Source organism: Kutzneria buriramensis (genome assembly GCF_003387475.1).
Lineage (GTDB): Bacteria > Actinomycetota > Actinomycetes > Mycobacteriales > Pseudonocardiaceae > Kutzneria > Kutzneria buriramensis.
Genome location: NZ_QUNO01000001.1, coordinates 407,627 through 427,470 on the forward strand (window position 1 = coordinate 407,627; position 19,844 = coordinate 427,470).

Consider the following 19,844-nt stretch of genomic DNA (forward strand, 5'->3'; position numbering starts at 1 on the left):
GCGAGGGGTTGCGGGCATAGGTGCGTGGCGAATCCGCGTGCGGAACCGCCGCCTCGACCTGTCGTCTCACGGCCATGCGACTCCCACTGATCACCGTTGCCCTGGCCGGCCTGCTGCTCACGGCCTGCGGCTCGCCCGTCGTGATCACCTCGAAGACGTCCACTGCGGGCAACACGAAGCCGGCTTCGTCCACGGCGCCGCCGTGCCGGGCGGCCGACATGAAGGCGCTGCCCACCATCCCGACCCCGCCGCCGGCCGGCACCGAGGCCGTGCGCGTCGAACTGGTCAACAACGGCGACTTCGCCTGCACGCTCACGGGCATCCCGAAGGTGGCGATCTCCGACCAGCCGCCGGCCGACGGATCCCAACCGCCGCGCAAGGCGATGTCCGTGAGGTCGAACGGCAAGGCCGTTCCGTTCACGCTGCAACCCGGCGACGACGCGATCACCGTCGTGGCGTCCCCCGAGACCCCCGACCTCAAGTGCGCGTCCGGCGCCATGCCGACCAAGGCGGCGGTTGTGCTCGTCGGCGTCCCCGACGAGCTCGTCCCCGCGCCGATGGTCTACGGGACCCATTTCAGCGAGTGCGGTGACGCTGTGTCCGTCACCCCGTGGCAGGAGTTCGGCTGATGCACACAACACCGTGACGGCGGCCACGTGGGGTCACCTGTAAGACTGGGGGTCGTGACGATCGAGCAGGCAGCCAGCGTTGACACCTCGCGTGCGCTGTTCGACCGAGCGGCCAAGGCCACGCCCGGCGGGGTCAACTCGCCGGTGCGGGCGTTCCACTCGGTCGGCGGCACGCCCCGATTCATGGTCCGCGGCGAGGGCCCGCATCTGTGGGACGCCGACGGCAACCGCTACGTCGACCTGGTCAGCTCGTGGGGCCCGATGATCCTGGGCCACGCGCACCCGGAGGTCGTGGCGGCGGTGGCGAAGGCGGCGACCAGCGGCCTGTCCTTCGGCACGCCGACCGAGGGCGAGGTGCTGCTGGCCGAGGAGCTGATCGGCCGGGTCGAGCCGGTGGAGCAGGTCCGCCTGGTCAACTCCGGCACCGAGGCGACGATGAGCGCGATCCGGCTGGCCCGGGGCTTCACCGGCCGGCGCAAGATCGTCAAGTTCGCCGGCTGCTACCACGGGCACGTGGACGCGCTGCTGGCCCAGGCCGGCTCGGGCGTGGCGACGCTGGGCCTGCCGACCACGCCCGGCGTCACCGGCGCGCAGGCGGCGGACACGATCGTGCTGCCCTACAACGACGTCGCCGCCGTGAAGGAGGCCTTCGCGGCGAATCCCGGCGAGATCGCGGCCATCATCACGGAGGCGGCCGCCGGCAACATGGGCGCGGTGGCCCCGGACCCCGGCTACAACGCGGCGCTGCGCGAGGCCTGCCACGCCGACGGCGCGCTGCTGATCATCGACGAGGTGATGACCGGCTTCCGCGTCTCCAAGGCCGGTTGGTACGGCCTGGAGCACGTGGCGGGCGACCTCTACACGTTCGGCAAGGTCATGTCCGGCGGCCTGCCGGCGGCGGCGTTCGGCGGCCGCGCCGACGTGATGGCGAGGCTGGCGCCGAGCGGCCCGGTCTACCAGGCCGGCACGCTGTCCGGGAACCCGGTGGCGGTCGCCGCCGGCCTGACCACGCTCAAGCTCGCCGACGACGAGGTGTACCGCAAGCTGGACCGCAACGCCCGGCTGCTGGGCGAGCTGTTCGGCGACGCGCTGACCGCCGAGGGCGTCGCCCACCAGGTGCAGTACGCCGGCAACCTGGTCAGCGTGTTCTTCACCGACGAGCCGGTGCGGGACTACGCCGGCGCGCAGGCCGCGCAGACCTGGCGCTTCCCGCCGTTCTTCCATGCCCTGCTGGAGCGCGGCGTCTACCCGCCGCCGAGCGCGTTCGAGGCGTGGTTTGTCAACGCCGCCATGGACGACGCCGCGTTCGAGGTCATCGAGCAGGCTCTGCCGCACGCCGCCGCGGCCGCCGCCGCGGCCAAGGAGGACGGTCAGTGACCGAGCTTGCGAGGGCACCATTCGGTGCAGTGGCCTGGGTCGTAGACCCTCCGAGCGCCAGCGAGGTGGGACTGTGACCGAGCTTGCGAGGGCACCATTCGGTGCAGTGGCCTGGGTCGTAGACCCTCCGAGCGCCAGCGAGGTGGGACTGTGACCGAGCTTGCGAGGGCACCATTCGGTGCAGTGGCCTGGGTCGTAGACCCTCCGAGCGCCAGCGAGGTGGGACTGTGACCGAGCTTGCGAGGGCACCATTCGGTGCAGTGGCCTGGGTCGCAGACCCTCCGAGCGCCAGCGAGGTGGGACTGTGACCCGCACCGTCGTGCACCTCATGCGGCACGGCGAGGTGCACAACCCGACCGGCGTCCTCTACGGGCGGCTGCCCGGCTTCCGGCTGTCGGCGCAGGGCGAGAAGCAGGCGCTGCGGGTCGCCGAGTACCTGGCCGACCGGGACATCGTGCACGTCGTCGCGTCGCCGCTGGAGCGGGCGCAGCAGACCTCGCGCCCGATCGTCGACTCGCACCGCCTGGAGCTGGTCACCGACGACCGGCTGATCGAGGCGGACAACAAGTTCGAGGGCCTGAAGGTGGCCGTCGGCGACGGCGCGCTGCGCTCCCCGCAGCACTGGCCGAAGCTGTGGAACCCGTTCGAGCCGTCCTGGGGCGAGCCGTACCTGAAGATCGCCCACCGGATGCTCGGCGCCGTGCACAGGGCCCGCGCGGCCGCCGCCGGCCACGAGGCGGTGTGCGTGTCGCACCAGCTGCCGGTCTGGACGGTCCGCCGGTTCCTCGAGGGCAAGCGCATGTGGCACGACCCGCGCAAGCGCCAGTGCTCGCTGGCCTCGCTGACCTCGCTGACGTTCGAGGACGAGCAGCTGATCCGGATCAGCTACTCGGAGCCGGCCGGCAGCACCGATCCGAGGGTGACGGGGGCATGAAGCGCATCGCCATCGCCGCCGCGCTGCTGGTCACGTTGGCCGCGTGCAGCACCGGCAAGGACGCCGTGGTCCAGGGCCAGGGCACCTTCCAGTTCACCGCGCCCGGCGGGCAGACCCACATCGACTACACCGGCCAGCAGCGCCAGCCGCTGGCCGAGCTGTCCGGGGACAGCCTGCTCGACGAGGGCAAGCAGGTGAGGCTCAGCGACTACACCGGCAAGATCGTCGTGATCAACATCTGGGGCGCGTGGTGCGGGCCGTGCCGGACCGAGGCGCCGCAGCTCCAGCAGGTGTACGACGAGACCAAGGCGCAGGGCGTCCAGGTGATGGGCGTGGACGTGCGCGACGACCGGTCGGCGGCGCTGGACTTCTACCACAACGACAAACTGGACTATCCGTCGATTTTCGACCCGCCGGGGCGGTCGCTGCTGGTGTTGCAGGGCTATCCGCGCACCACCACGCCGTCCACGCTGGTGCTCGACCGCCAGCACCGGGTGGCCTGGGTGTCCCTTTTGCCGGTTGAGAAGGACGAGTTGCTGTCCAAGGTGAAGCAACTCCTCGCCGAGAAGTAGGCTCGCGTTCACTGATTATTTCCGTTCGTATGACGGGTTCTCCGAGCTCATTCGGTCATCTAACGTCGCCTGCGGTCCCGCCCACACGGATGGAGCACACGCATGGCCGACTCGAACTCAGGACTCACGCGCCGCCGGTTCCTCGGCGGCGTCGCCGGCACGGTCGCGGCCGCCGGCGCGCTCGGGGCGCTGCCGCCCGGCATGGCCGAGGCGCTCGCCGAGCCGCGCCGCCGGGGCCGCATCAGCGACGTCGAGCACGTCGTGGTCCTGATGCAGGAGAACCGGTCGTTCGACCACTACTACGGCACCATGCGCGGCGTCCGCGGCTTCGGCGACCGCACCGCGGTGATCCAGCCCAACGGCAAGGACATCTACCACCAGTTCGACCTGGCCCGCACCGACGGCAACGCGCTGCTGCCGTTCCACGTCGACACGTCCAAGGTGGACGGCCAGGACCTCGGCGACCTGGGCCACGGCTGGGACGACCAGCACCTGGCGATGAACGGCGGCGCCAACAACTCGTGGATCACCGCCAAGGGCGAGATGACCATGGGCTACTTCACCGAGCAGGACATCCCGTTCCACCGCGCGCTGGCCGACGCCTTCACGCTGTGCGACGCCTACCACTGCTCGGTGCAGGGGCCGACCACGCCGAACCGGCTCTACCTGTTCACCGGCACCATCGACGCCGACGGCAAGTACGGCGGTCCGGTCAACTACAACCCGGACGACTACAAGGGCGTGTTGCGCTGGACCACCTACCCCGAGCGGCTCCAGGACGCGGGCGTGTCGTGGAAGGTGTACGCCAACAAGGAGGTCGGCGACGACGGGGCGCACCCGTTCGTCGGCGACTACGGCGACAACCCGCTGTGGCTGTTCGAGCAGTACCACAAGGACTACAACAGCGAACTGTCCAAGCGGGCGAGCGTGTTCCAGACCTGGGAGCCGGATTCGGGCCAGGGCAAGGACGTCAACCACGTGCTGTCGGAGTTCATCGCCGACTGCGCCGCCGGCACGCTGCCCAAGGTGTCCTGGATCGTCGCGCCCTACGGCTACTGCGAGCACCCCGAGGCCCGCCCGGTGGACGGCGCCGCGTACACCCAGGCCGTGCTGAACGCCTTGTGGCACAACAAGAAGCTCTGGGACAACACGGTCGTTCTCATCGACTACGACGAGAACGACGGCTTCTTCGACCACGTGCCGCCGCCGATGGCCCCGGCCGGCACGCCCGGCGAGTTCATCAACGGCAAGTCCATCGGCCTCGGCGCCCGCGTGCCGATGACGGTGATCTCGCCGTGGAGCCGCGGCGGCTGGATCAACTCCGAGGTGTCCGACCACACCTCGGTGATCCGCTTCCTCGAGCAGTGGACCGGCGTGCACGAGCCGAACATCACCGACTGGCGGCGCGCCATCTGCGGCGACCTGACCAGCTGCTTCGACTTCGGGACCAAGAACCTGAGCATCCCGCTGCTGCCGGACACCGCGAAACTCCGCCAGATCGCCGACGACACCCAGACCAAGCTGCCCAAGCCGGCCCCGCCGGCCACCGGCAAGCAGGTCACGCCGCTTCAGGACCAGGGCACGCGCCCGGCGCGGCCGCTGCCGTACCAGCCGGCCGTCACCACGTCGCTGTCCGCGGACAAGGGCACGCTGACCACGACCTTCGCCAACTACGGCACCGCCGAGGTGCAGCTGTGGGCGTTCCGCGCCGACGGCAAGCTGGACGGCCCGTGGCAGTATGACGTGCCGGCCGGCAAGCAGGTCAGCGACCAGTGGAAGATCTGGAGCTACGGCGACAAGTACAACGTCGCCGTGCACGGCCCGAACCGGTTCCTCTGGCAGTTCGCCGCCGACACCAACGCCGCCGGCGCGATCGACGCGGCCGCCAGCTACACCGCCGACTTCAAGCTCAAGCTGGCGCTGAGCAACCCGTCGGCCAAGGCCGTGAAGTTCACGGTCACCACCAACCACTACGGCAACGGCAAGCAGACCTTCACCGTCGCCGCCGGCAAGACCGTCGACCACGTCTTCGCCCCGTGCGAGGGCTGGTACGACCTCAGCGTCACAATCGACGCCGACCCGGTCTTCCTGCGCCGCTACACCGGCCACATCGAGAACGGACAACCCAGCATCACCGGCTGAGTCGTCCAACATGCAGGGAAGGACGCCTTACCCTCGTCCAGCGCGGGTAAGGCGCCCTTCCCCGCATAGGGCTACAGCGCCCTCAGATACCGGTCCGTCACCAGGTTCTGCGCCATCCGCGGGAACGGGCCGCCGAGCCTGGCCAGCAGCGTCGCCGGCTTGGAGAAGGCCGTCACGGTGAACGAGGCCGTGCCGTCGGCGTTGCGCTCGACGATGAACGCCTCCTCGCCGCTCTCCGGGTGTCCGGGCAGCGTCCCGTAGGCGAAGCCCTTCCGGTTCTGCTGGTCGACGACGTACACGACCCGGCACGGCACCTGGATCGGCCCGAGCCGCAGCACCACCACCGCCTTCGGCTCCACGGTTTTGGACGACGCCTGCACGCGCAGCCCGCTGGCCTCCTGCGCCCGCCAGGCGAACAGCTTCTCCGCCGCCTCCTCGAAGCCGGTGCGCAGCCGCACGCGGCGGCTGATGGCGTGGTAGCCGGCGGGCATCGCGCCGACGGTGGCGCCGACCTCGGCGTACGTCAGCGGCGCGGCCTGCAGCGAGGCGGCCTTGGCAGGGTCCAGCAGTTCGACGGTCACGACGCCATTGTCGACGGGGCGAGCCGGCGGTACACGCCGGCCAGCCACTCCGGGCCGTGGCAGAAGTCGTGGTCGATCCACCAGACCAGCAGCCCCAGGATGCCGCTGGTGTGGAACTCGGCGACGACCTCGGCCGGCACCCCGTCGACGGCCAGCTGCTCGCGCAGGGCGTCGCCGATCAGGCCGTGCACGTGCTGGATCACCAGGCTGCCGCCCTGCCGCCCGCACAGCGCCCGGTAGACCCGCTGGTGCTGGTAGGCGTGCTCGAACAGCAGCGTCGCCGGCCGGTCCGGCGCCGCGTCGATGTCCTCGCGCAGGCGGTCCCGGATGTCGTCGAAACTGGCCAGCAGCAGCGCCTCCTTGTCCCGGAAGTGGGCGTAGAAGGTGGACCGGCCGACGTCGGCCCGGTCGAGGATGTCCTGCACGGTGAGCCGCTCGTAGCCGCGCTCCAGCACCAGCTCGATGAGTGCCTCGTGCAGCGTGCGGCGGGTGCGCCGGACGCGGCGGTCCTCCTCGGCCATCGCGGCCCCTTTCCGGACATCTGCCGCCGTCTGTCCCGTACCGCACGGACGGCCGGCATTGCTTGTTGTGCCCGGGCGACGTTTCCGAACACAGTGTTCGACAACGTACTCGATGTTCGGGAGGGATGAAATGCCGAGTTTTGTGTGGGCGCTGGTGTTGATCGGAGTGGTCGGCCTGCCGACGGTGACGGCCGCGCTGCTCTACCGCCGCGCACCGAAGGTCGCCGTTGGCGCAGTCGTCGTCATGGCGGCCTGGGGAGTGGTCAGCGCGCTGCTGGCGGCGTCCGGCGCGTACGACCAGGACGCGTCGGCGGTCAAACCGTGGCTGGGGATCGCGCTCGTCGGGGTGGTCGCCGTGCTGCTCGCGGCGGCACGCATCCCGGCCGTCCGGCAGGCGCTGGCGGCGCCGGACACCGTGGCGCGGCTCGTCGCGCCGCAGGTGTTGCGGGTCGTCGGCGTGATGTTCCTGCTGGTCATGGCCCTGGGTCAGCTGCCGGCGGTGTTCGCGCTGCCGGCCGGCCTCGGCGACATGGCGGTCGGCATCGCCGCGCCGTTCATCGCGCGGCGGCTGCGCAACGGGTCGACCCGCGGCGCGGTGTGGTTCAACGTCATGGGCATCGTGGATCTCGTGGTGGCGGTCAGCATCGGCTACCTCGCCGCCACCGGGCCGACCCAGCTGATCCACGTGACGCCGTCGACCGAGGCCGTCACGATGCTGCCGCTGGTGCTCATCCCGACCGTCGCGGTGCCCCTAGCACTGGCCCTGCACGTGCTCTCCTTGCTGCGGCTGCGCAGCACACGGGAATCACATGTCGCGCAAGGGCGGCAAACGGGGCCGTCACCCGACCCGGTTGCTCGGTGACCTGGGCCACTACCTACTCTCGACCGAGTGAACCCGCTGGCAGAGCTAGCCGCGTCGGGGCCGCTCCTGCTGGCCGCGGCGGTTGCCCTGCTCGCCGGTGCGGTGTCCTTCGCGTCCCCCTGCTGCCTGCCGCTCGTGCCCGGCTACCTGGCCTACCTCGCCGGCCTCGTCGGCGCGGACGCCCCAGCCGTCAGCGCGGACGAGCCGGCCAAGAAGGGCCGCTGGCGTGTGGTCGGAGCGTCCGGGCTGTTCGTGCTCGGCTTCACGGTGGTGTTCACCATAGGCACCGTCACCCTGTTCGGGCTGACGGACCTGCTGCTGCTCAACCAGGAGCTGCTGCAGCGCATCGGCGGCGTCGTGACGATCCTGATGGGCCTCGTGTTCGTCGGGCTCGTCCCGGCGCTGCAACGCGACCTGCGCCTGCACCGCCAGCCCAAGGTCGGCCTGCTCGGCGCCCCTGTGCTGGGCGCGGTGTTCGGGCTGGGCTGGTCGCCGTGCGTCGGCCCGACCCTGGGCGGCGTGCTGTCGCTGACCGCCGGCACGCCCGTCGGCTCCATCGCGCTGCGCGGCATCTTTCTCATGCTGGTCTTCTGCGTCGGCCTCGGCGTGCCGTTCGTGCTGATCGCGATGGGCGCGCGGTGGGCGGTGCGGGTCACCGGCTGGCTGCGCCAGCACGTCCGCGCGGTCCAGCTGACCGGCGGCGGCCTGCTCGTCGTCGTCGGCGTCCTGCTCGTCACCGGGCTGTGGGGCCAGCTGCTCGCGATCATCCAGGAGCATTTCGTGTCGAACGCGCCGGTGCCGCTGTGACAACTCCTTCTCTGGGTAGGTCGGCACTCGCGTACCTCCGCAACACGTGGCGCGGCCTCACCGCGATGCGCACGGCGCTGATCCTGCTGGCGCTACTGGCCCTGGGCGCGCTGCCCGGCGCGCTGCTGCCGCAGCGGCAGCTGAACGTGTCCAAGGTGGACGACTACATCAGCCAGCACGGCTGGTGGGGCAAGTTGCTGGACAAGCTCCAGTTCTACGACGTCTACTCCAGCTACTGGTTCGCCGCGATCTACCTGCTGCTGATGATCTCGCTCGTCGGCTGCCTCACGCCGCGGCTGTTCGATTACGCCAAGCAGGCCACCCAGCAGCCGGTGATCACCCCCCGCAACCTGGCCCGCATGCCGCACCACGGGACGTCCACTGTGGACGTCGCCGTGGACGACGTGGTGGAGGCCTCCCGCAAGCGGTTGCGCGGCTGGCGGCTGGTCGTCCGCGAGGAGGACAACGGCGTCCGCACGGTCAGTGCGGAGCGCGGCTACCTGCGCGAGACCGGCAACCTGCTCTTCCACTTCGCGCTGCTGGGCCTGGTGGTGGCCTTCGCCATCGGCAAGCTCGTCGGCTACTCCGGCCAGGTCGCGGTGATCGCGAACGGCTCCCAGTTCTGCAACTCCGGCCTGCTGGCCTACGACAGCTTCAACCCCGGCCTCCAGGTCGACGGCACGCAGCTGGACCCGTTCTGCATCAAGGTGAACGGCTTCAAGGCCAGCTACCTGCCCGACGGCCAGGCCGACAGCTTCGACACCGACCTCCAGTACCAGTCGGGCGACGACCTCAAGACCAACACCTGGCGGCCCTACGACCTCCAGACCAACCACCCGCTGCGCACCGCCGGCGACCGCGTCTACCTGCTCGGCCACGGCTACGCGCCGCAGTTCACGGTCACCTTCCCCAACGGTCAGACCCGCACCAAGACCGTGCAGTGGAATCCGAGCGACCTGAACACCATGCTGTCCAGCGGCACCACCACGTTCGACCCGCCGGACACCACCGACGAGGTGCAGCTGCGCAAGCACCAGATCGCCATCACCGGCCTGTTCGCGCCGTCCGCGGTGTTCGACGGCTCGCTGATGACCTCGGACTACCCGGGCGCGAACAACCCGGCCGTCGCCGTCCAGGTGTACGAGGGCGACCTGGGCAACAACTCCGGCTTCGCGCACAACCTGTTCACCATCGACCAGTCCATGGTGGACCAGGGCCGGCTGGTGCAGAAGGCGATGAAGAACCTCAAGCTGGGCCAGGAGATCACCCTCGACGACGGCACCAAGGTCAAGTTCGACAAGGTCTACGAGTTCGTCGGCCTCCAGGTCTCGCACGACCCGACCCAGGACTACGTGCTGGTGTTCGCGGTGCTGATGCTGGTCGGCCTGATGGGCTCGCTGGCGATCAAGCGCCGCCGGCTGTGGCTGCGCGTGACACCGTCGAGTGACGGTACGGTGATCGAGGTCGGCGGCCTGGCCCGCACCGACCAGGCCGGGTACGGCGAGGAGTTCACCCGACTCAGCGCCGAACTTCTGAGGGTCGAGCCGATGACAGGGAAGAGAGACACCTGATGCCGGTCAACGAGACGCTGGCCCAGTACAGCGACTGGAGCTACGCCTCCGCCGTCGTGATCTACGTCCTGGCGATGGCGTTCTACCTGGTCGAGCAGGCCCTCACCAAGACCAAGCGGCAGGCCGCGCGCGAGCTGGCCACGGTCGGCGGCGGCAGCGAGACGGCGGACGGGGCCCCGACGACGCTGGTGGTCCAGCGCTCGCCCCGGGCCGACCGCATCGGCCGGATGGGCATGGCGCTGAACATCCTCGGCGTCCTGTTGCACGCCACTGCGGTGCTCACCCGCGGCCTGGCCACCGGCCGGGTGCCGTGGGGCAACATGTACGAGTACGGCTCGGCTGTCTGCCTGGTCGCGGTGGTCGGCTGGCTGTTCCTGGCCAAGAAGTTCGACCTGCGGCGGCTGAGCGTCTTCGTGCTGCTGCCGATCGTGCTGCTGCTCTTCCTCGGCGGCACCGTGCTCTACACCCCGGCCGCCCCGGTGCAGCCGGCGCTCCAGTCGTACTGGCTGGCCATCCACGTCACCGCGGTGTCCATCGCCAGCGGCCTGCTGCTGCTCCCCGGCGTGGCCAGCGTGATGTACCTGTTCCGCGCGGCGTACGAGAAGGACGGCAAGTTCGCCGGCTTCGCGGTGCGGCTGCCGTCGGCCGACAAGCTGGACCGGCTCGCCTACCGCGTCACGATCGTGGGATTCCCGCTGTTCACCTTCGCGGTGATCGCCGGCGCGATCTGGGCCGAGTCGGCCTGGGGCCGGTTCTGGGGCTGGGACCCCAAGGAGACCTGCGCGTTCGTGGCCTGGGTGATCTACGCCGTCTACCTGCACGCCAGGGCCACCGCCGGCTGGCGCGGCAACCGCGCGGCGGTGATCAACATCCTCGGTTTCGCGGCGATGGTGTTCAACCTGTTCTTCATCAACCTGGTCACCTCGGGGCTGCACTCGTACGCCGGGGTCGCCTGACCCCGTGTCGACCCGGCGGAACTCGCCTACTACCGTCGTCAACGGACGTCAGCGGTGTGAATCCGCCAGCGAGGGAGGACCCCAGCGGTGACTGGTCGTTTTGAGGAGCCCGAGGGCTGGCAGGCGCCCGGCCAGGACCAGGCCGTCCAGTCCGGTCCGCACCCCGTCGACCCCGCGTCCTCGGGGTCGTACCAGGTCAGCGGCGGTCAGTCGGGTCCCTACCCCGTCGGCGGCGGCCAGTCTGGTCCCTACCCGGTCAGCGGCAACCAGTCCGGGCCGTACCCGGTCAGCGGAGGTCCCTCCGGCCCGTACCCGGTGGACCCGGCGACCTCGGGGCCGTACCACCAGGCGCCGCAGCAGCAGGGGTACCCGCAGCAGCCCTACCCCCAGCAGGGTGGTTATCCGCAGCAGCAGCCCTACGCCCAGCAGCAGCGGCCGCAGCAGCCGGGCCAGCCCAACAACGCGCTGTCCCCGCAGGAGCTGATCAAGCAGGCCAAGCGGCCGCCGCAGTCCGGCTGGCGGCGCAGCCTGCACCAGTTGTCCGGCGGGCTGGTCAACCTGGGCGAGAGCCCGGCCGACGTGCGCCGCCGCGAGCTGATCGCGCGGATCAACCAGCCGCTGCGCGGCTGCTACAAGATCGCCATGCTGAGCCTGAAGGGCGGTGTCGGCAAGACCACCGCCACCACCACGCTCGGCTCCACCTTCTCCTCGCTGCGCGGCGACCGCGTGATCGCGGTGGACGCCAACCCGGACCGCGGCACGCTGTCCCAGAAGATCCCGCTGGAGACCACCGCGACCGTGCGGCACCTGCTGCGCGACGCCAAGCGGATCACCCGGTACAGCGACGTGCGGGCCTACACCTCGCAGGGCCCGAGCCGGCTGGAAGTCCTTGCCAGCGAACAGGATCCGGCCGTCTCGGAGGCGTTCAGCGAGGACGACTACCGGCGCGTGGTCGACCTGCTGGAGCACTTCTACAACATCGTGCTCACCGACTGCGGCACCGGCCTCATGCACTCGGCCATGGCCGGCGTGCTCGACCTGGCCGACTCGCTGGTGATCGTCTCGTCCGGCTCGGTGGACGGCGCCAACAGCGCGTCGGCGACCATCGACTGGCTGGAGGCGCACGGCTACCGCGACCTGATCCGGCGCTCCGTGGCCGTGATCAACTCGGTTCGGCCGCGGGCCGGCAAGGTGGACCTGGACAAGCTGTCCCAGCACTTCGCCAGCCGCTGCCGCGCGGTCGTGCGCATCCCGTTCGACCCGCACCTGGAGGAGGGCGCGGAGATCGAGCTGGAGCGGCTCAGCCCGGACACCCGGCTGGCGCTGCTGGAGCTGGCCGCCACGGTGGCCGACGACTTCCCGACGCGCTGAGCCGGAGGTGGCCGCGCCGGCCGAGGAGGAGCAGCTCGGCGTCAGCAGCCTCGAACTGTTCTTCGACCTGGTCTTTCGCCTCGTTTGACGACACAGCACGATCACGCAGCTGACGTCGGTCCTGTCGCACGAGCTCGACCTGGCCGGGCTGGCGCGGATGGGGCTCCTGCTGGCCGTGATCTGGTGGATGTACGGCGGCTACGCGTGGCTCACCAACGCGGTGCCGCCGCGCAAGACGTCCACGCGCGGGCTGCTCGTCCTGGCCATGGTCGCCTACGTGGTGCTGGCGATCTCGGTGCCGAGCGCGTTCGAGGCCAACCGCTGGGCGTTCGCCGCGGCGTACCTGGTGATCGTGCTCGTGCACTCCGGGGTCTTCCTGACCACCGCCCATCCCAGCAACCGGCAGGGCACTCCGCGAGTGCTGCCGTGGAACCTGACCGTGCCGCTGCTGACCCGGCCCGGCACCTTCGACCTGCGGCCGTCGCCCAAGAGAAATCGGCACAGCGTCGAGCGGCACGGGCTGGTGCTGACCCGGCCCGGCACCTTCGACCTGCGGCCGTCGCCCAAGAGAAATCGGCACAGCGTCGAGCGGCACGGGCTGGTGCTGATCATCGCGTTCGGCGAGTCCGTGGTGGCCATCGGCATCGGCGAGGCCGGGCTCGAGGTCACGCCGGGGCTGATCGTGGCCGCGGCGCTGCCCATGGTGACGCTGGCCGGGCTGTGGTGGGGATACTTCGCCGGGGACAGCGAGAAGCGGGCCGAGGCCACCCTGACCACGGCCGAGCCGTTTCGGCGCACCCGGCTGTCACTGATCGGCTACGGCCACTGCTACCTGCCGCTGTTCGGCGGCATCATCGTGCTCGCCGCCGGCGTGAAGACCGCCGTGGCGCATCCCGAGGACGCGTTGTCCGCGCCGGCCGCGCTCGCGGTCGGCGGCGGCATGGCGCTGTACCTGGTCGGCGACGTGCTGCTGCGGCTCGGGTCGAACTGGACCCGCTGCGTCGCCGCCGTGCTCGCCGCGGCCAGCACGGTGGTGGGTGCGACCGAATCGGCCGTCGCCCAACTCGCCGTGCTCGCCGCGGTGGTCGTCCTGCTCGTGGCGGCCGAGCACCTAGCCCGTCAGCCCGGCGGCGTGCCGTCCTCACGGTGACGCTTGGCCTGCTCGGCCAGCTTGCGCAGGAACTCCGGGTCGTCGTCGGGACCGACGCCTTTCCGGGCCTTGCTGCCCACGCGCACCCGGTCGGACCCGAATGCGCGCCACAGCAGATAGGCCACGGCTATCGCGCCGATCACCGCGAGCAGGTAGACCATGCGGCACCTCCGGTCAACTGCCCCGAGACTATCTCGTGAACAGTGGGTTCGGGGTGTGCCGCTCAGGCGTTACGCACGGGCTCCGTGGCCTCGGTGGTCAGCTCGGCCAGCAGGGTCTTCACCTCGGACTCGCGGAACCGCCGGTGGCCGCCGGGGGTGCGGATGGAGCCGATGCGGCCCGCGGTCGCCCAGCGGGTGACCGTCTTGGGGTCGACGCGGAACAGGGTGGCCACCTCGCCGGGGGTGAGCAGGCGCTCTCCGGCGTGCTGGCGGGGGTGCGGCACGGTCGCGGTCACTCTCGACCTCCCAGTCACTGGTTCGGGCGTTCCGGTCGCATCGTGGCATCTCACCCTGCGGGTACTCGAACGCTTGGGTGATGGTAAAGAGGTAGTAAGGCGCAAAAGGCATGAAAACGGGCACGTATGCATTCGTTTGCGCTGCGTCTTCGCCGCGCGTGCCGCGCGGAGGCTAGGCCGCCTCAAGCCGGTCTCTTCCCTTGCCTCGCGAAGATCGATGGAAAGACTCGATCTTCGCGAGCCCGCGGTCAAGAGACCGGCGCGGCCTCGCGCACTCCTGTCGCCGTCGGTTGTACGCCGACGGAGGTTCGGGTCCCGTGAAGTCCTAGGATTCGCGGATGGACGCCCTGGATCGTCAGATCATCGCCGCCCTGCGTGCGAACGGCCGCGCCACGTACGCCGACCTCGGGCGGCAGGTGGGCCTGTCCGCGTCGGCCGTGCACGAGCGCGTCGGCAAGCTGGAGTCCTCGGGCGTCATCACCGGCTACCACGCGGTGGTCGACCCGCGGCTGGTCGGCCTGGGCGTCACCGCGCTGGTCGGCATCCACCCGTCCGACACGGGCGACGACGATGAGGTGGCGGCCGCGCTGGCCCGGCTGCCGGAGGTGGAGTCCTGCTACGCCGTGGCCGGGGACGAGGCGTTCGTGGTCAAGGTCCGGGTGGCGACCGTGGACGACCTGGAGCGCACGCTGGGCCGGCTGCGGCGGATCGACGGCGTGGCCAGGACGAACACCACCGTCGTGCTGTCCACCCGGTTCGAGGGCCGTCCGAACAGCCCGGAGGAGATGGCCGCCCGGGCCGAGTAACCTGGGCAGCCGTGGAGACCAGCACTTTCGGCCGTGACATCACGGTGTACACGGCGGCCCGGATCGGGTTGCTCGCGGTCATCGCGTTCCTGCTGACCCTCGCGCACGTGCCGCTGCTGATCGCGGTGGCCGTCGGGCTGGTGCTGGCTTGGCCGCTGTCGATGGTGCTGCTGCGCGGCCTGAACACCCGCATCGCGGCCGCGCTCACCGAGCGCCGGGCCGAGCGCCTGAAGATGCGCGCCCAGCTGCGCGGCGAGGACACGCAATGACCAGCGCCGACGCCACCCGATGTTGGGTCCGGGAGGCCGTTCGCATCATCGAGGCGGACGCCAACCGCAGCGCCGACACGCACTTGCTGACCTTCCCGCTGCCCCGGGAGTGGGGTGTCGATCTCTATCTCAAGGACGAGTCAACGCATCCGACCGGTTCCCTCAAGCACCGGCTCGCGCGGTCGCTGTTCCTCTACGCGATCTGCAACGGCTGGGTGACCAAGGGCACACCGGTGATCGAGGCGTCGTCCGGTTCGACCGCCGTGTCCGAGGCCTACTTCGCCCGGCTGCTGGGGCTGCCGTTCATCGCGGTGATGCCCCGCTCCACCAGCCGGGAGAAGATCGCGCTGATCGAGCGGCAGGGCGGCAGCTGCCACTTCGTGGACGAGCCCGGCGCCATCTACGACGAGTCGCGGCGGCTGGCCGGCGAGCTGCACGGCCACTTCATGGACCAGTTCACGCACGCCGAGCGGGCCACCGACTGGCGCGGCAACAACAACATCGCCGAGTCGATCTTCGAGCAGATGGCCTCCGAGCAGCACCCCGAGCCGGCCTGGGTGGTCGTCGGCGCCGGCACCGGCGGCACCAGCGCCACCATCGGCCGCTACGTGCGCTACCGGCGGCTGTGCACCCGGCTGGCCGTCGTCGACCCCGAGCACTCGGTGTTCTACGACGCCTGGCAGGACGCCGCGCCCGCGCTGACCGGCTGCAAGGGCTCCCGCATCGAGGGCATCGGCCGGCCGCGGGTGGAGCCCTCCTTCGTCGGCGACGTCATCGACCACATGATCAAGGTGCCGGACGCCGCGTCCATCGCCACCATCCGGTTCGCCCGGGAGCTGCTGGGCCGCAAGGTCGGCGGGTCGACCGGCACCAACCTGTGGGGCGCGTTCCAGATCATCGCCGGCATGCGCCGGCACGACCGTCCGGGCAGCGTCGTGTCGCTGCTGTGCGACGGCGGCGAGCGGTACGAGAACACCTACTACGACGACGAGTGGGTCGCCGCGCAGGGCCTCGACCTGCGGCCGCACACCCAGACCCTGGAGAAGTTCTTCGCCACCGGGGAATGGACCGCCTGATCTCCCGGCATTAGCGGCCAGTTCCGGCCGCTAATGCTGTGGCCTCGATTACGCTTTTGCCGTCCGGGCACGGTTAAATGCATCAACGCCCCGCCGCCTTGAAGCGATCGCGCGAGCGCTCATACCGTCGATGGTGTTCGGAAACAACGAGCGAATCGCGTCCGAGGGGAAGTCATGTTCTTTTCGAATAAGTGGCGAACCGTGACCGTCGGCCTGCTGGCGGCCGGCGCGGTCGTGCTGGCGAACGAGGGTTCCGCCTTCGCCGCCGGCGCGCCGGGCGAGGAAAAGGGCTGGCACGGCGAGTACTACCAGGACAGCAGTCCCAATCACAACAATCGGCAGATCACCACCCAGGGTGTGATGGCCGAGGCGCGGACGACCAACGGAAATCTGCTGCACATCTGGCGCAGCGCGGATGGACAGGGCGTGCTGTGGGGCTCGTGGAACGGCGGCGAGGCCTTCCAGCTGGGCGGCGTTCGTTCCAACTACTCACCCACCGTCGTCCAGTTCGGCGGCGGCGTCGCCCTCTTCTACACCCATCCGACGGATCACCACATCTACTGGGCGTGGCTCAATCCCCGTGCGCGGGGCACCAACTGGACCCAGCTCCCGTTCCGCTCCGAGTACGGCCCGTCCGTCACCCAGATCCCCAGTCAGAGCGGCACCCAGCTGTACTTGGCCTATCGCGAGGACGATTCCCTGGGCACCGCGATTCTCGGCAATTTCTACGACGGTCAGCGCTGGGGTGACACCCAGTACATCGACGCCGAGACCCATTCGGCGCCCACGGTGACGTACAACGCGGCCAATCGCCGGATCTGGGTCGCGCACGTCGACCCGACCGCCGCCGTGCAGCTCAATTTCCAGACCCTCGGTTCGAGCAACTGGAGCAGCACGATCCGGGTCGGCGGCAGCGTCTACGGGCCGGTCGGGTTCGCCAGCACCGGCACCAACATGCAGATCGCGGCGCGGTCCACCGCCGACAACGCCATCTGGTACACCGAGATCGGGCCGGACGGCCGTGGCCTGAACGGCGGCAACTGGACCCGGGACCAGAGCGGCCAGACCACCCCGTGGGGCGTCAACCTGAGCGTGGTCAACGGCATCATCTACGCGATCACCACCGCGACCACGCTGCTCTCCCTCTACAAGCAGACCTACAACGGCAAGTAGCTGGTGACATGGAAGGTCCCCGCCGTCGGTGACGGCGGGGACCTTCCCCCGTCTCGGCGCTACTACGCGCCCTCGTCGGGGCCGGGGTCGCCGCCCTCGGCGCGGACGAGCAGGCGCTCCATGTAGTGGTTCCAGCCGATGCCGTGCGACTCGAAGAGCTCCAGCGGCAGGCCTCGGTGGGTCAGCGTGAGCACGGTGGCGGCGCCGTCGGGGCGCAGGGTGATGTCCACTGTGGACGATCCGGGCGGCGCGGGGTTGCCGGGGTTCTCCCAGCCCCAGGTGAAGACGATCCGGTGGTACGGCTCGACGGTGACGAACTGCCCGGAGGCGACGTTGCCCTCCCGCACGTTCATCCGGAACACGCCGCCGGGGCGCGGGTCGATCTCGGCCTCCTCGCCCTGCCAGGACAGCCAGCGGTCCCGGTCGGTGAAGAACGAGAACACGGTCGTGGGCAGCGCGTTGATCCGCTTCTCCACGACCAGTTCCGGCGCCCGCGTCGACGGCTCGGTCATGCCGACCGTCCCTCCTGTTCGGCGTTGTCCCGCTCGACCTGCTCGGCCAGCGCGGCGAGGGTGTCCAGCTCGGTGGACCACATCGACTCCAGCCACGCGGCCAGCGGCCCGAGCGCGGCGCGGTCGGCGCGGTAGAGCCGGCGGTTGCCGTCCTTGCGCACGCTGACGAGACCGGCCTTGCGCAGCACGGCGAGGTGCTGGGACACGGCGCCGAAGGTCACGTCGAAGTGCGCGGCGACGTCGCCGGCGGAGCGCTCGGCGTCCCACACCAGGCGGAGGATCTCCCGCCGGCGTGGTTCGGCGACAGCGTGCAGCGCGTCCACGCCGGCAGTTTAGCTCTGGCTAAAGCTTGCGGTCGAGCGGGCCGCAGGGCTAGCTTTAGCCGTCGCTAAAATAGATGGGAGCCCGAGATGACCGTGGACGTGAGCGTGCTGGTGCCGACCGGCGCCGAGGAGACCTACACCTGGCTGACCGAGCCGGCGCGGCTGCGCCGGTGGCAGATCGTCACCGGCCGCATGGACCTGCGGGTCGGCGGCGAGTTCCGCTGGCTGGTCGTGCCCGGCCACACCGCCCTCGGCGCGTACACGGCGATCGAGCCGGGCCGCCGGCTGGCCTGCACCTGGGGCTGGGAGGGCGACGAGGAGGTGCCGCCGGGATCGTCCACCGTGGAGATCACGATCGAGCCGGCGGCCGGCGGCAGCGAGGTCCGGCTGGTGCACGAGGGCCTCTCCGACACCCAGGCCAAGGGCCACCACGAGGGGTGGACGCACTACCTCGACCGCCTCAAGGCCGTGACGACCAGCGGCGACGCCGGTCCCGACGAGTTCGCGGCGATGCAGGACCTCACCCTGCTCAACGCCGCCGAGGCATCGCTGGCGCTCTGCCTGCCCGTGCTGCGGGAGATGGGCGCCAACCGTGGGACCTCCTCGACCCCGTGCGAGAAGTTCACTGTGGACGATCTCGTCGACCACCTGCTCGGTTCGCTCACCGGTCTCGCCGCGATGACCGGCCGCCCCTTCGAAGCGGCCACCGACGGCACGCCGGAGGAGCGGGTCGCCGACGCTGGCCAGCGCGTGACCGAGGCGTGGCGGATCCGCGGCGTCGACGGCGCCGTTCCGGCCGGCCCGCAGGAGTTGCCGGCGGACCTCGCGGCGTCGATCCTGTCAGTGGAATTCCTGGTCCACGCCTGGGACTTCGCCCAGGCCGCCGGCCTGCCGTTCACCGCGCCCGACGAGCTCACCGGCTACGTGCTGGAGCAGGTGCGCCGCCTCGACGCCGCGGTGGACCTGCGGGCCGGCGGCCAGTTCCAGGCCGAGACGCCGGTCGGCGCCGACGCGGGCGCGCTCGACAAGCTGATCGCTTTCACGGGGAGGGCTGCTTGATGCGCCACACCGATCTGACCGGCGAGTCCGCCGAGTACGTCGCGGCCCGCGAGGACCTGCGGCTGGCGGAGATCGAGCTGATGCGGCAGCGCGAACGCGTCGCGCGGCAGCGGCGCGACCTGCCGCCGGGCCCGGTCGTGCCGAACTACGTGCTCCGCGACGGCAACGGCCCGGTCACCCTGGACGAGCTCGTCACCGACCGGCCGTTGATCGTCTACCACCTGATGTACGGCAAGCGGCAGACCACGCCCTGCCCGATGTGCACCATGTGGATCGACGGCTTCAACGGCGTGGCCCAGCACATCGCCCGCAATGTCGACCTCGCGATCGTCGCCGCGGCCGAGCCCGACGACCTCGACCGCTACGGCCGGGAGCGTGGCTGGGACCAGCTGCGCCTGCTGTCGGCCGGCGACAGCACGTTCAAGCGCGACCTGCGTAGCGAGGACGAGGACGGCAACCAGGACTCGACGGTGTCGGTCTTCGTCCGTGACGACGACGGCGTGGTCCGGCACCACTACACGGCCCACCCGCGCATGGCCGAGGACATCCAGGAGCGCGGCATCGACCTGCTGGCCCCGGTCTGGCACCTGCTGGACCTGACGCCCGCCGGCAGGGGCGACTGGTACGCCGGCCTCGACTACGGTCGACTCGTCAGCGGGAGTCGGACCTGAGCAAGGGGCATGTGCGGTGGGCAAT

Annotated in this window: 23 protein-coding genes; 17 read left to right on the forward strand and 6 right to left on the reverse strand. The window is 70.4% G+C overall.

All coding sequences use genetic code 11. The annotated features are described in order from the left end of the window. The first annotated feature begins 74 nt into the window (after positions 1-74). From BCF44_RS01885 to BCF44_RS01905, 5 genes are all read left to right on the forward strand, one after another. Positions 75-629: a DUF4232 domain-containing protein gene (locus tag BCF44_RS01885; RefSeq protein ID WP_116172297.1), complete on the forward strand. Its 555-nt coding sequence runs from the start codon at positions 75-77 to the stop codon at positions 627-629. Positions 630-689: 60 nt separating this feature from the next. Further along, positions 690-2,006 (forward strand): glutamate-1-semialdehyde 2,1-aminomutase, encoded by a 1,317-nt coding sequence (gene hemL / locus BCF44_RS01890; protein WP_116172834.1) that lies wholly within the window; start codon positions 690-692, stop codon positions 2,004-2,006. 328 nt (positions 2,007-2,334) lie between these two features. Next, entirely contained in the window at positions 2,335-2,940 is a 606-nt protein-coding gene (locus BCF44_RS01895; RefSeq protein ID WP_116172835.1) for a histidine phosphatase family protein, read from the forward strand. Then, positions 2,937-3,512, forward strand: a complete 576-nt coding sequence (locus tag BCF44_RS01900) for a TlpA family protein disulfide reductase (RefSeq protein ID WP_116172298.1) — start codon at positions 2,937-2,939, stop codon at positions 3,510-3,512. Before BCF44_RS01895 ends, BCF44_RS01900 begins: the two co-directional genes overlap by 4 nt. A 102-nt stretch (positions 3,513-3,614) precedes the next feature. Next, a complete protein-coding gene (locus BCF44_RS01905; RefSeq protein ID WP_116172299.1) occupies positions 3,615-5,654 on the forward strand; it encodes a phosphocholine-specific phospholipase C in 2,040 nt (679 codons plus the stop codon). Between the two features lie 71 nt (positions 5,655-5,725). On the opposite strand, the gene BCF44_RS01910 is transcribed toward BCF44_RS01905, so the two are convergent. Both BCF44_RS01910 and BCF44_RS01915 read right to left on the reverse strand, forming a co-directional pair. Further along, positions 5,726-6,235: a DUF1990 domain-containing protein gene (locus BCF44_RS01910; protein ID WP_246014778.1), complete on the reverse strand. Its 510-nt coding sequence runs from the start codon at positions 6,233-6,235 to the stop codon at positions 5,726-5,728. Further along, on the reverse strand, positions 6,232-6,756 hold the full coding sequence (locus tag BCF44_RS01915; RefSeq protein WP_116172300.1) for a TetR/AcrR family transcriptional regulator: 525 nt from the start codon (positions 6,754-6,756) through the stop codon (positions 6,232-6,234). Before BCF44_RS01915 ends, BCF44_RS01910 begins: the two co-directional genes overlap by 4 nt. A 130-nt stretch (positions 6,757-6,886) precedes the next feature. On the opposite strand from BCF44_RS01915, the gene BCF44_RS01920 reads away from it, so the two are divergent. The 6 genes from BCF44_RS01920 (at position 6,887) to BCF44_RS01945 (ending at position 13,473) form a co-directional block, all read left to right on the forward strand. Next, a complete protein-coding gene (locus tag BCF44_RS01920; RefSeq protein WP_147328369.1) occupies positions 6,887-7,618 on the forward strand; it encodes a hypothetical protein in 732 nt (243 codons plus the stop codon). A 27-nt stretch (positions 7,619-7,645) separates the two neighbouring features. Further along, on the forward strand, positions 7,646-8,425 hold the full coding sequence (locus BCF44_RS01925; RefSeq protein WP_116172302.1) for a cytochrome c biogenesis CcdA family protein: 780 nt from the start codon (positions 7,646-7,648) through the stop codon (positions 8,423-8,425). 65 nt (positions 8,426-8,490) lie between these two features. After that, positions 8,491-9,996: a cytochrome c biogenesis protein ResB gene (gene resB, locus BCF44_RS01930; RefSeq protein ID WP_116172303.1), complete on the forward strand. Its 1,506-nt coding sequence runs from the start codon at positions 8,491-8,493 to the stop codon at positions 9,994-9,996. Further along, on the forward strand, positions 9,996-10,952 hold the full coding sequence (gene ccsB / locus BCF44_RS01935) for a c-type cytochrome biogenesis protein CcsB (protein WP_116172304.1): 957 nt from the start codon (positions 9,996-9,998) through the stop codon (positions 10,950-10,952). The genes resB and ccsB overlap by 1 nt, the downstream gene beginning before the upstream one ends. Before the next feature lie 87 nt (positions 10,953-11,039). Continuing rightward, positions 11,040-12,323, forward strand: a complete 1,284-nt coding sequence (locus tag BCF44_RS01940) for a MinD/ParA family ATP-binding protein (protein WP_116172305.1) — start codon at positions 11,040-11,042, stop codon at positions 12,321-12,323. 109 nt (positions 12,324-12,432) lie between these two features. Then, positions 12,433-13,473 (forward strand): low temperature requirement protein A, encoded by a 1,041-nt coding sequence (locus BCF44_RS01945; protein WP_281283077.1) that lies wholly within the window; start codon positions 12,433-12,435, stop codon positions 13,471-13,473. Here BCF44_RS01945 and BCF44_RS01950 read toward each other — a convergent pair. Beyond that, the gene (locus tag BCF44_RS01950; RefSeq protein WP_116172307.1) at positions 13,443-13,634 is read right to left on the reverse strand and encodes a hypothetical protein; all 192 of its coding nucleotides are present in this window, start codon (positions 13,632-13,634) and stop codon (positions 13,443-13,445) included. The two genes, BCF44_RS01945 and BCF44_RS01950, sit on opposite strands and share 31 nt — an antisense overlap. Positions 13,635-13,696: 62 nt before the next feature. Further along, positions 13,697-13,930 carry a BldC family transcriptional regulator gene (locus BCF44_RS01955; RefSeq protein WP_043721356.1) on the reverse strand — a complete coding sequence of 78 codons (234 nt, stop codon included), beginning with the start codon at positions 13,928-13,930 and terminating at the stop codon, positions 13,697-13,699. Positions 13,931-14,268: 338 nt separating this feature from the next. On the opposite strand from BCF44_RS01955, the gene BCF44_RS01960 reads away from it, so the two are divergent. The 4 genes from BCF44_RS01960 to BCF44_RS01975 all read left to right on the forward strand — a co-directional run bounded on the left by BCF44_RS01960 (position 14,269) and on the right by BCF44_RS01975 (position 17,254). After that, positions 14,269-14,736: an Lrp/AsnC family transcriptional regulator gene (locus tag BCF44_RS01960; protein WP_116172308.1), complete on the forward strand. Its 468-nt coding sequence runs from the start codon at positions 14,269-14,271 to the stop codon at positions 14,734-14,736. Between the two features lie 11 nt (positions 14,737-14,747). Then, entirely contained in the window at positions 14,748-15,005 is a 258-nt protein-coding gene (locus BCF44_RS01965; protein WP_246014780.1) for a DUF4229 domain-containing protein, read from the forward strand. Beyond that, complete coding sequence (cds1, locus tag BCF44_RS01970; protein ID WP_116172309.1) at positions 15,002-16,081, forward strand: L-cysteine desulfhydrase Cds1; 1,080 nt, start codon at positions 15,002-15,004, stop codon at positions 16,079-16,081. The genes BCF44_RS01965 and cds1 overlap by 4 nt, the downstream gene beginning before the upstream one ends. Positions 16,082-16,255: 174 nt before the next feature. After that, positions 16,256-17,254: a PLL family lectin gene (locus tag BCF44_RS01975; RefSeq protein ID WP_147328370.1), complete on the forward strand. Its 999-nt coding sequence runs from the start codon at positions 16,256-16,258 to the stop codon at positions 17,252-17,254. Between the two features lie 62 nt (positions 17,255-17,316). On the opposite strand, the gene BCF44_RS01980 is transcribed toward BCF44_RS01975, so the two are convergent. Together BCF44_RS01980 and BCF44_RS01985 are read right to left on the reverse strand one after the other, a co-directional pair. Further along, positions 17,317-17,766 (reverse strand): SRPBCC family protein, encoded by a 450-nt coding sequence (locus tag BCF44_RS01980; protein ID WP_116172311.1) that lies wholly within the window; start codon positions 17,764-17,766, stop codon positions 17,317-17,319. Further along, on the reverse strand, positions 17,763-18,089 hold the full coding sequence (locus BCF44_RS01985; RefSeq protein WP_116172312.1) for an ArsR/SmtB family transcription factor: 327 nt from the start codon (positions 18,087-18,089) through the stop codon (positions 17,763-17,765). The genes BCF44_RS01980 and BCF44_RS01985 overlap by 4 nt, the downstream gene beginning before the upstream one ends. Positions 18,090-18,176: 87 nt before the next feature. On the opposite strand from BCF44_RS01985, the gene BCF44_RS01990 reads away from it, so the two are divergent. Then, on the forward strand, positions 18,177-19,148 hold the full coding sequence (locus BCF44_RS01990; protein WP_116172313.1) for a TIGR03086 family metal-binding protein: 972 nt from the start codon (positions 18,177-18,179) through the stop codon (positions 19,146-19,148). Further along, positions 19,148-19,819 (forward strand): DUF899 family protein, encoded by a 672-nt coding sequence (locus tag BCF44_RS01995; RefSeq protein ID WP_116172314.1) that lies wholly within the window; start codon positions 19,148-19,150, stop codon positions 19,817-19,819. Before BCF44_RS01990 ends, BCF44_RS01995 begins: the two co-directional genes overlap by 1 nt. Positions 19,820-19,844: the final 25 nt, after the last annotated feature.

Excerpts from the sequence above, each read along its gene's own strand:
- BCF44_RS01885 (WP_116172297.1), top strand. The coding sequence starts at position 75 with ATGCGACTCCCACTGATCACCGTTGCCCTGGCCGGCCTGCTGCTCACG.
- BCF44_RS01895 (WP_116172835.1), top strand. The coding sequence starts at position 2,335 with ATGCGGCACGGCGAGGTGCACAACCCGACCGGCGTCCTCTACGGGCGG.
- BCF44_RS01900 (WP_116172298.1), top strand. The coding sequence starts at position 2,937 with ATGAAGCGCATCGCCATCGCCGCCGCGCTGCTGGTCACGTTGGCCGCG.
- BCF44_RS01905 (WP_116172299.1), top strand. The coding sequence starts at position 3,615 with ATGGCCGACTCGAACTCAGGACTCACGCGCCGCCGGTTCCTCGGCGGC.
- BCF44_RS01915 (WP_116172300.1), bottom strand. The coding sequence starts at position 6,756 with ATGGCCGAGGAGGACCGCCGCGTCCGGCGCACCCGCCGCACGCTGCAC.
- BCF44_RS01920 (WP_147328369.1), top strand. The coding sequence starts at position 6,887 with ATGCCGAGTTTTGTGTGGGCGCTGGTGTTGATCGGAGTGGTCGGCCTG.
- resB (WP_116172303.1), top strand. The coding sequence starts at position 8,491 with ATGCGCACGGCGCTGATCCTGCTGGCGCTACTGGCCCTGGGCGCGCTG.
- ccsB (WP_116172304.1), top strand. The coding sequence starts at position 9,996 with ATGCCGGTCAACGAGACGCTGGCCCAGTACAGCGACTGGAGCTACGCC.
- BCF44_RS01950 (WP_116172307.1), bottom strand. The coding sequence starts at position 13,634 with ATGGTCTACCTGCTCGCGGTGATCGGCGCGATAGCCGTGGCCTATCTG.
- BCF44_RS01960 (WP_116172308.1), top strand. The coding sequence starts at position 14,269 with ATGGACGCCCTGGATCGTCAGATCATCGCCGCCCTGCGTGCGAACGGC.
- cds1 (WP_116172309.1), top strand. The coding sequence starts at position 15,002 with ATGACCAGCGCCGACGCCACCCGATGTTGGGTCCGGGAGGCCGTTCGC.
- BCF44_RS01975 (WP_147328370.1), top strand. The coding sequence starts at position 16,256 with ATGTTCTTTTCGAATAAGTGGCGAACCGTGACCGTCGGCCTGCTGGCG.
- BCF44_RS01980 (WP_116172311.1), bottom strand. The coding sequence starts at position 17,766 with ATGACCGAGCCGTCGACGCGGGCGCCGGAACTGGTCGTGGAGAAGCGG.
- BCF44_RS01990 (WP_116172313.1), top strand. The coding sequence starts at position 18,177 with ATGACCGTGGACGTGAGCGTGCTGGTGCCGACCGGCGCCGAGGAGACC.
- BCF44_RS01995 (WP_116172314.1), top strand. The coding sequence starts at position 19,148 with ATGCGCCACACCGATCTGACCGGCGAGTCCGCCGAGTACGTCGCGGCC.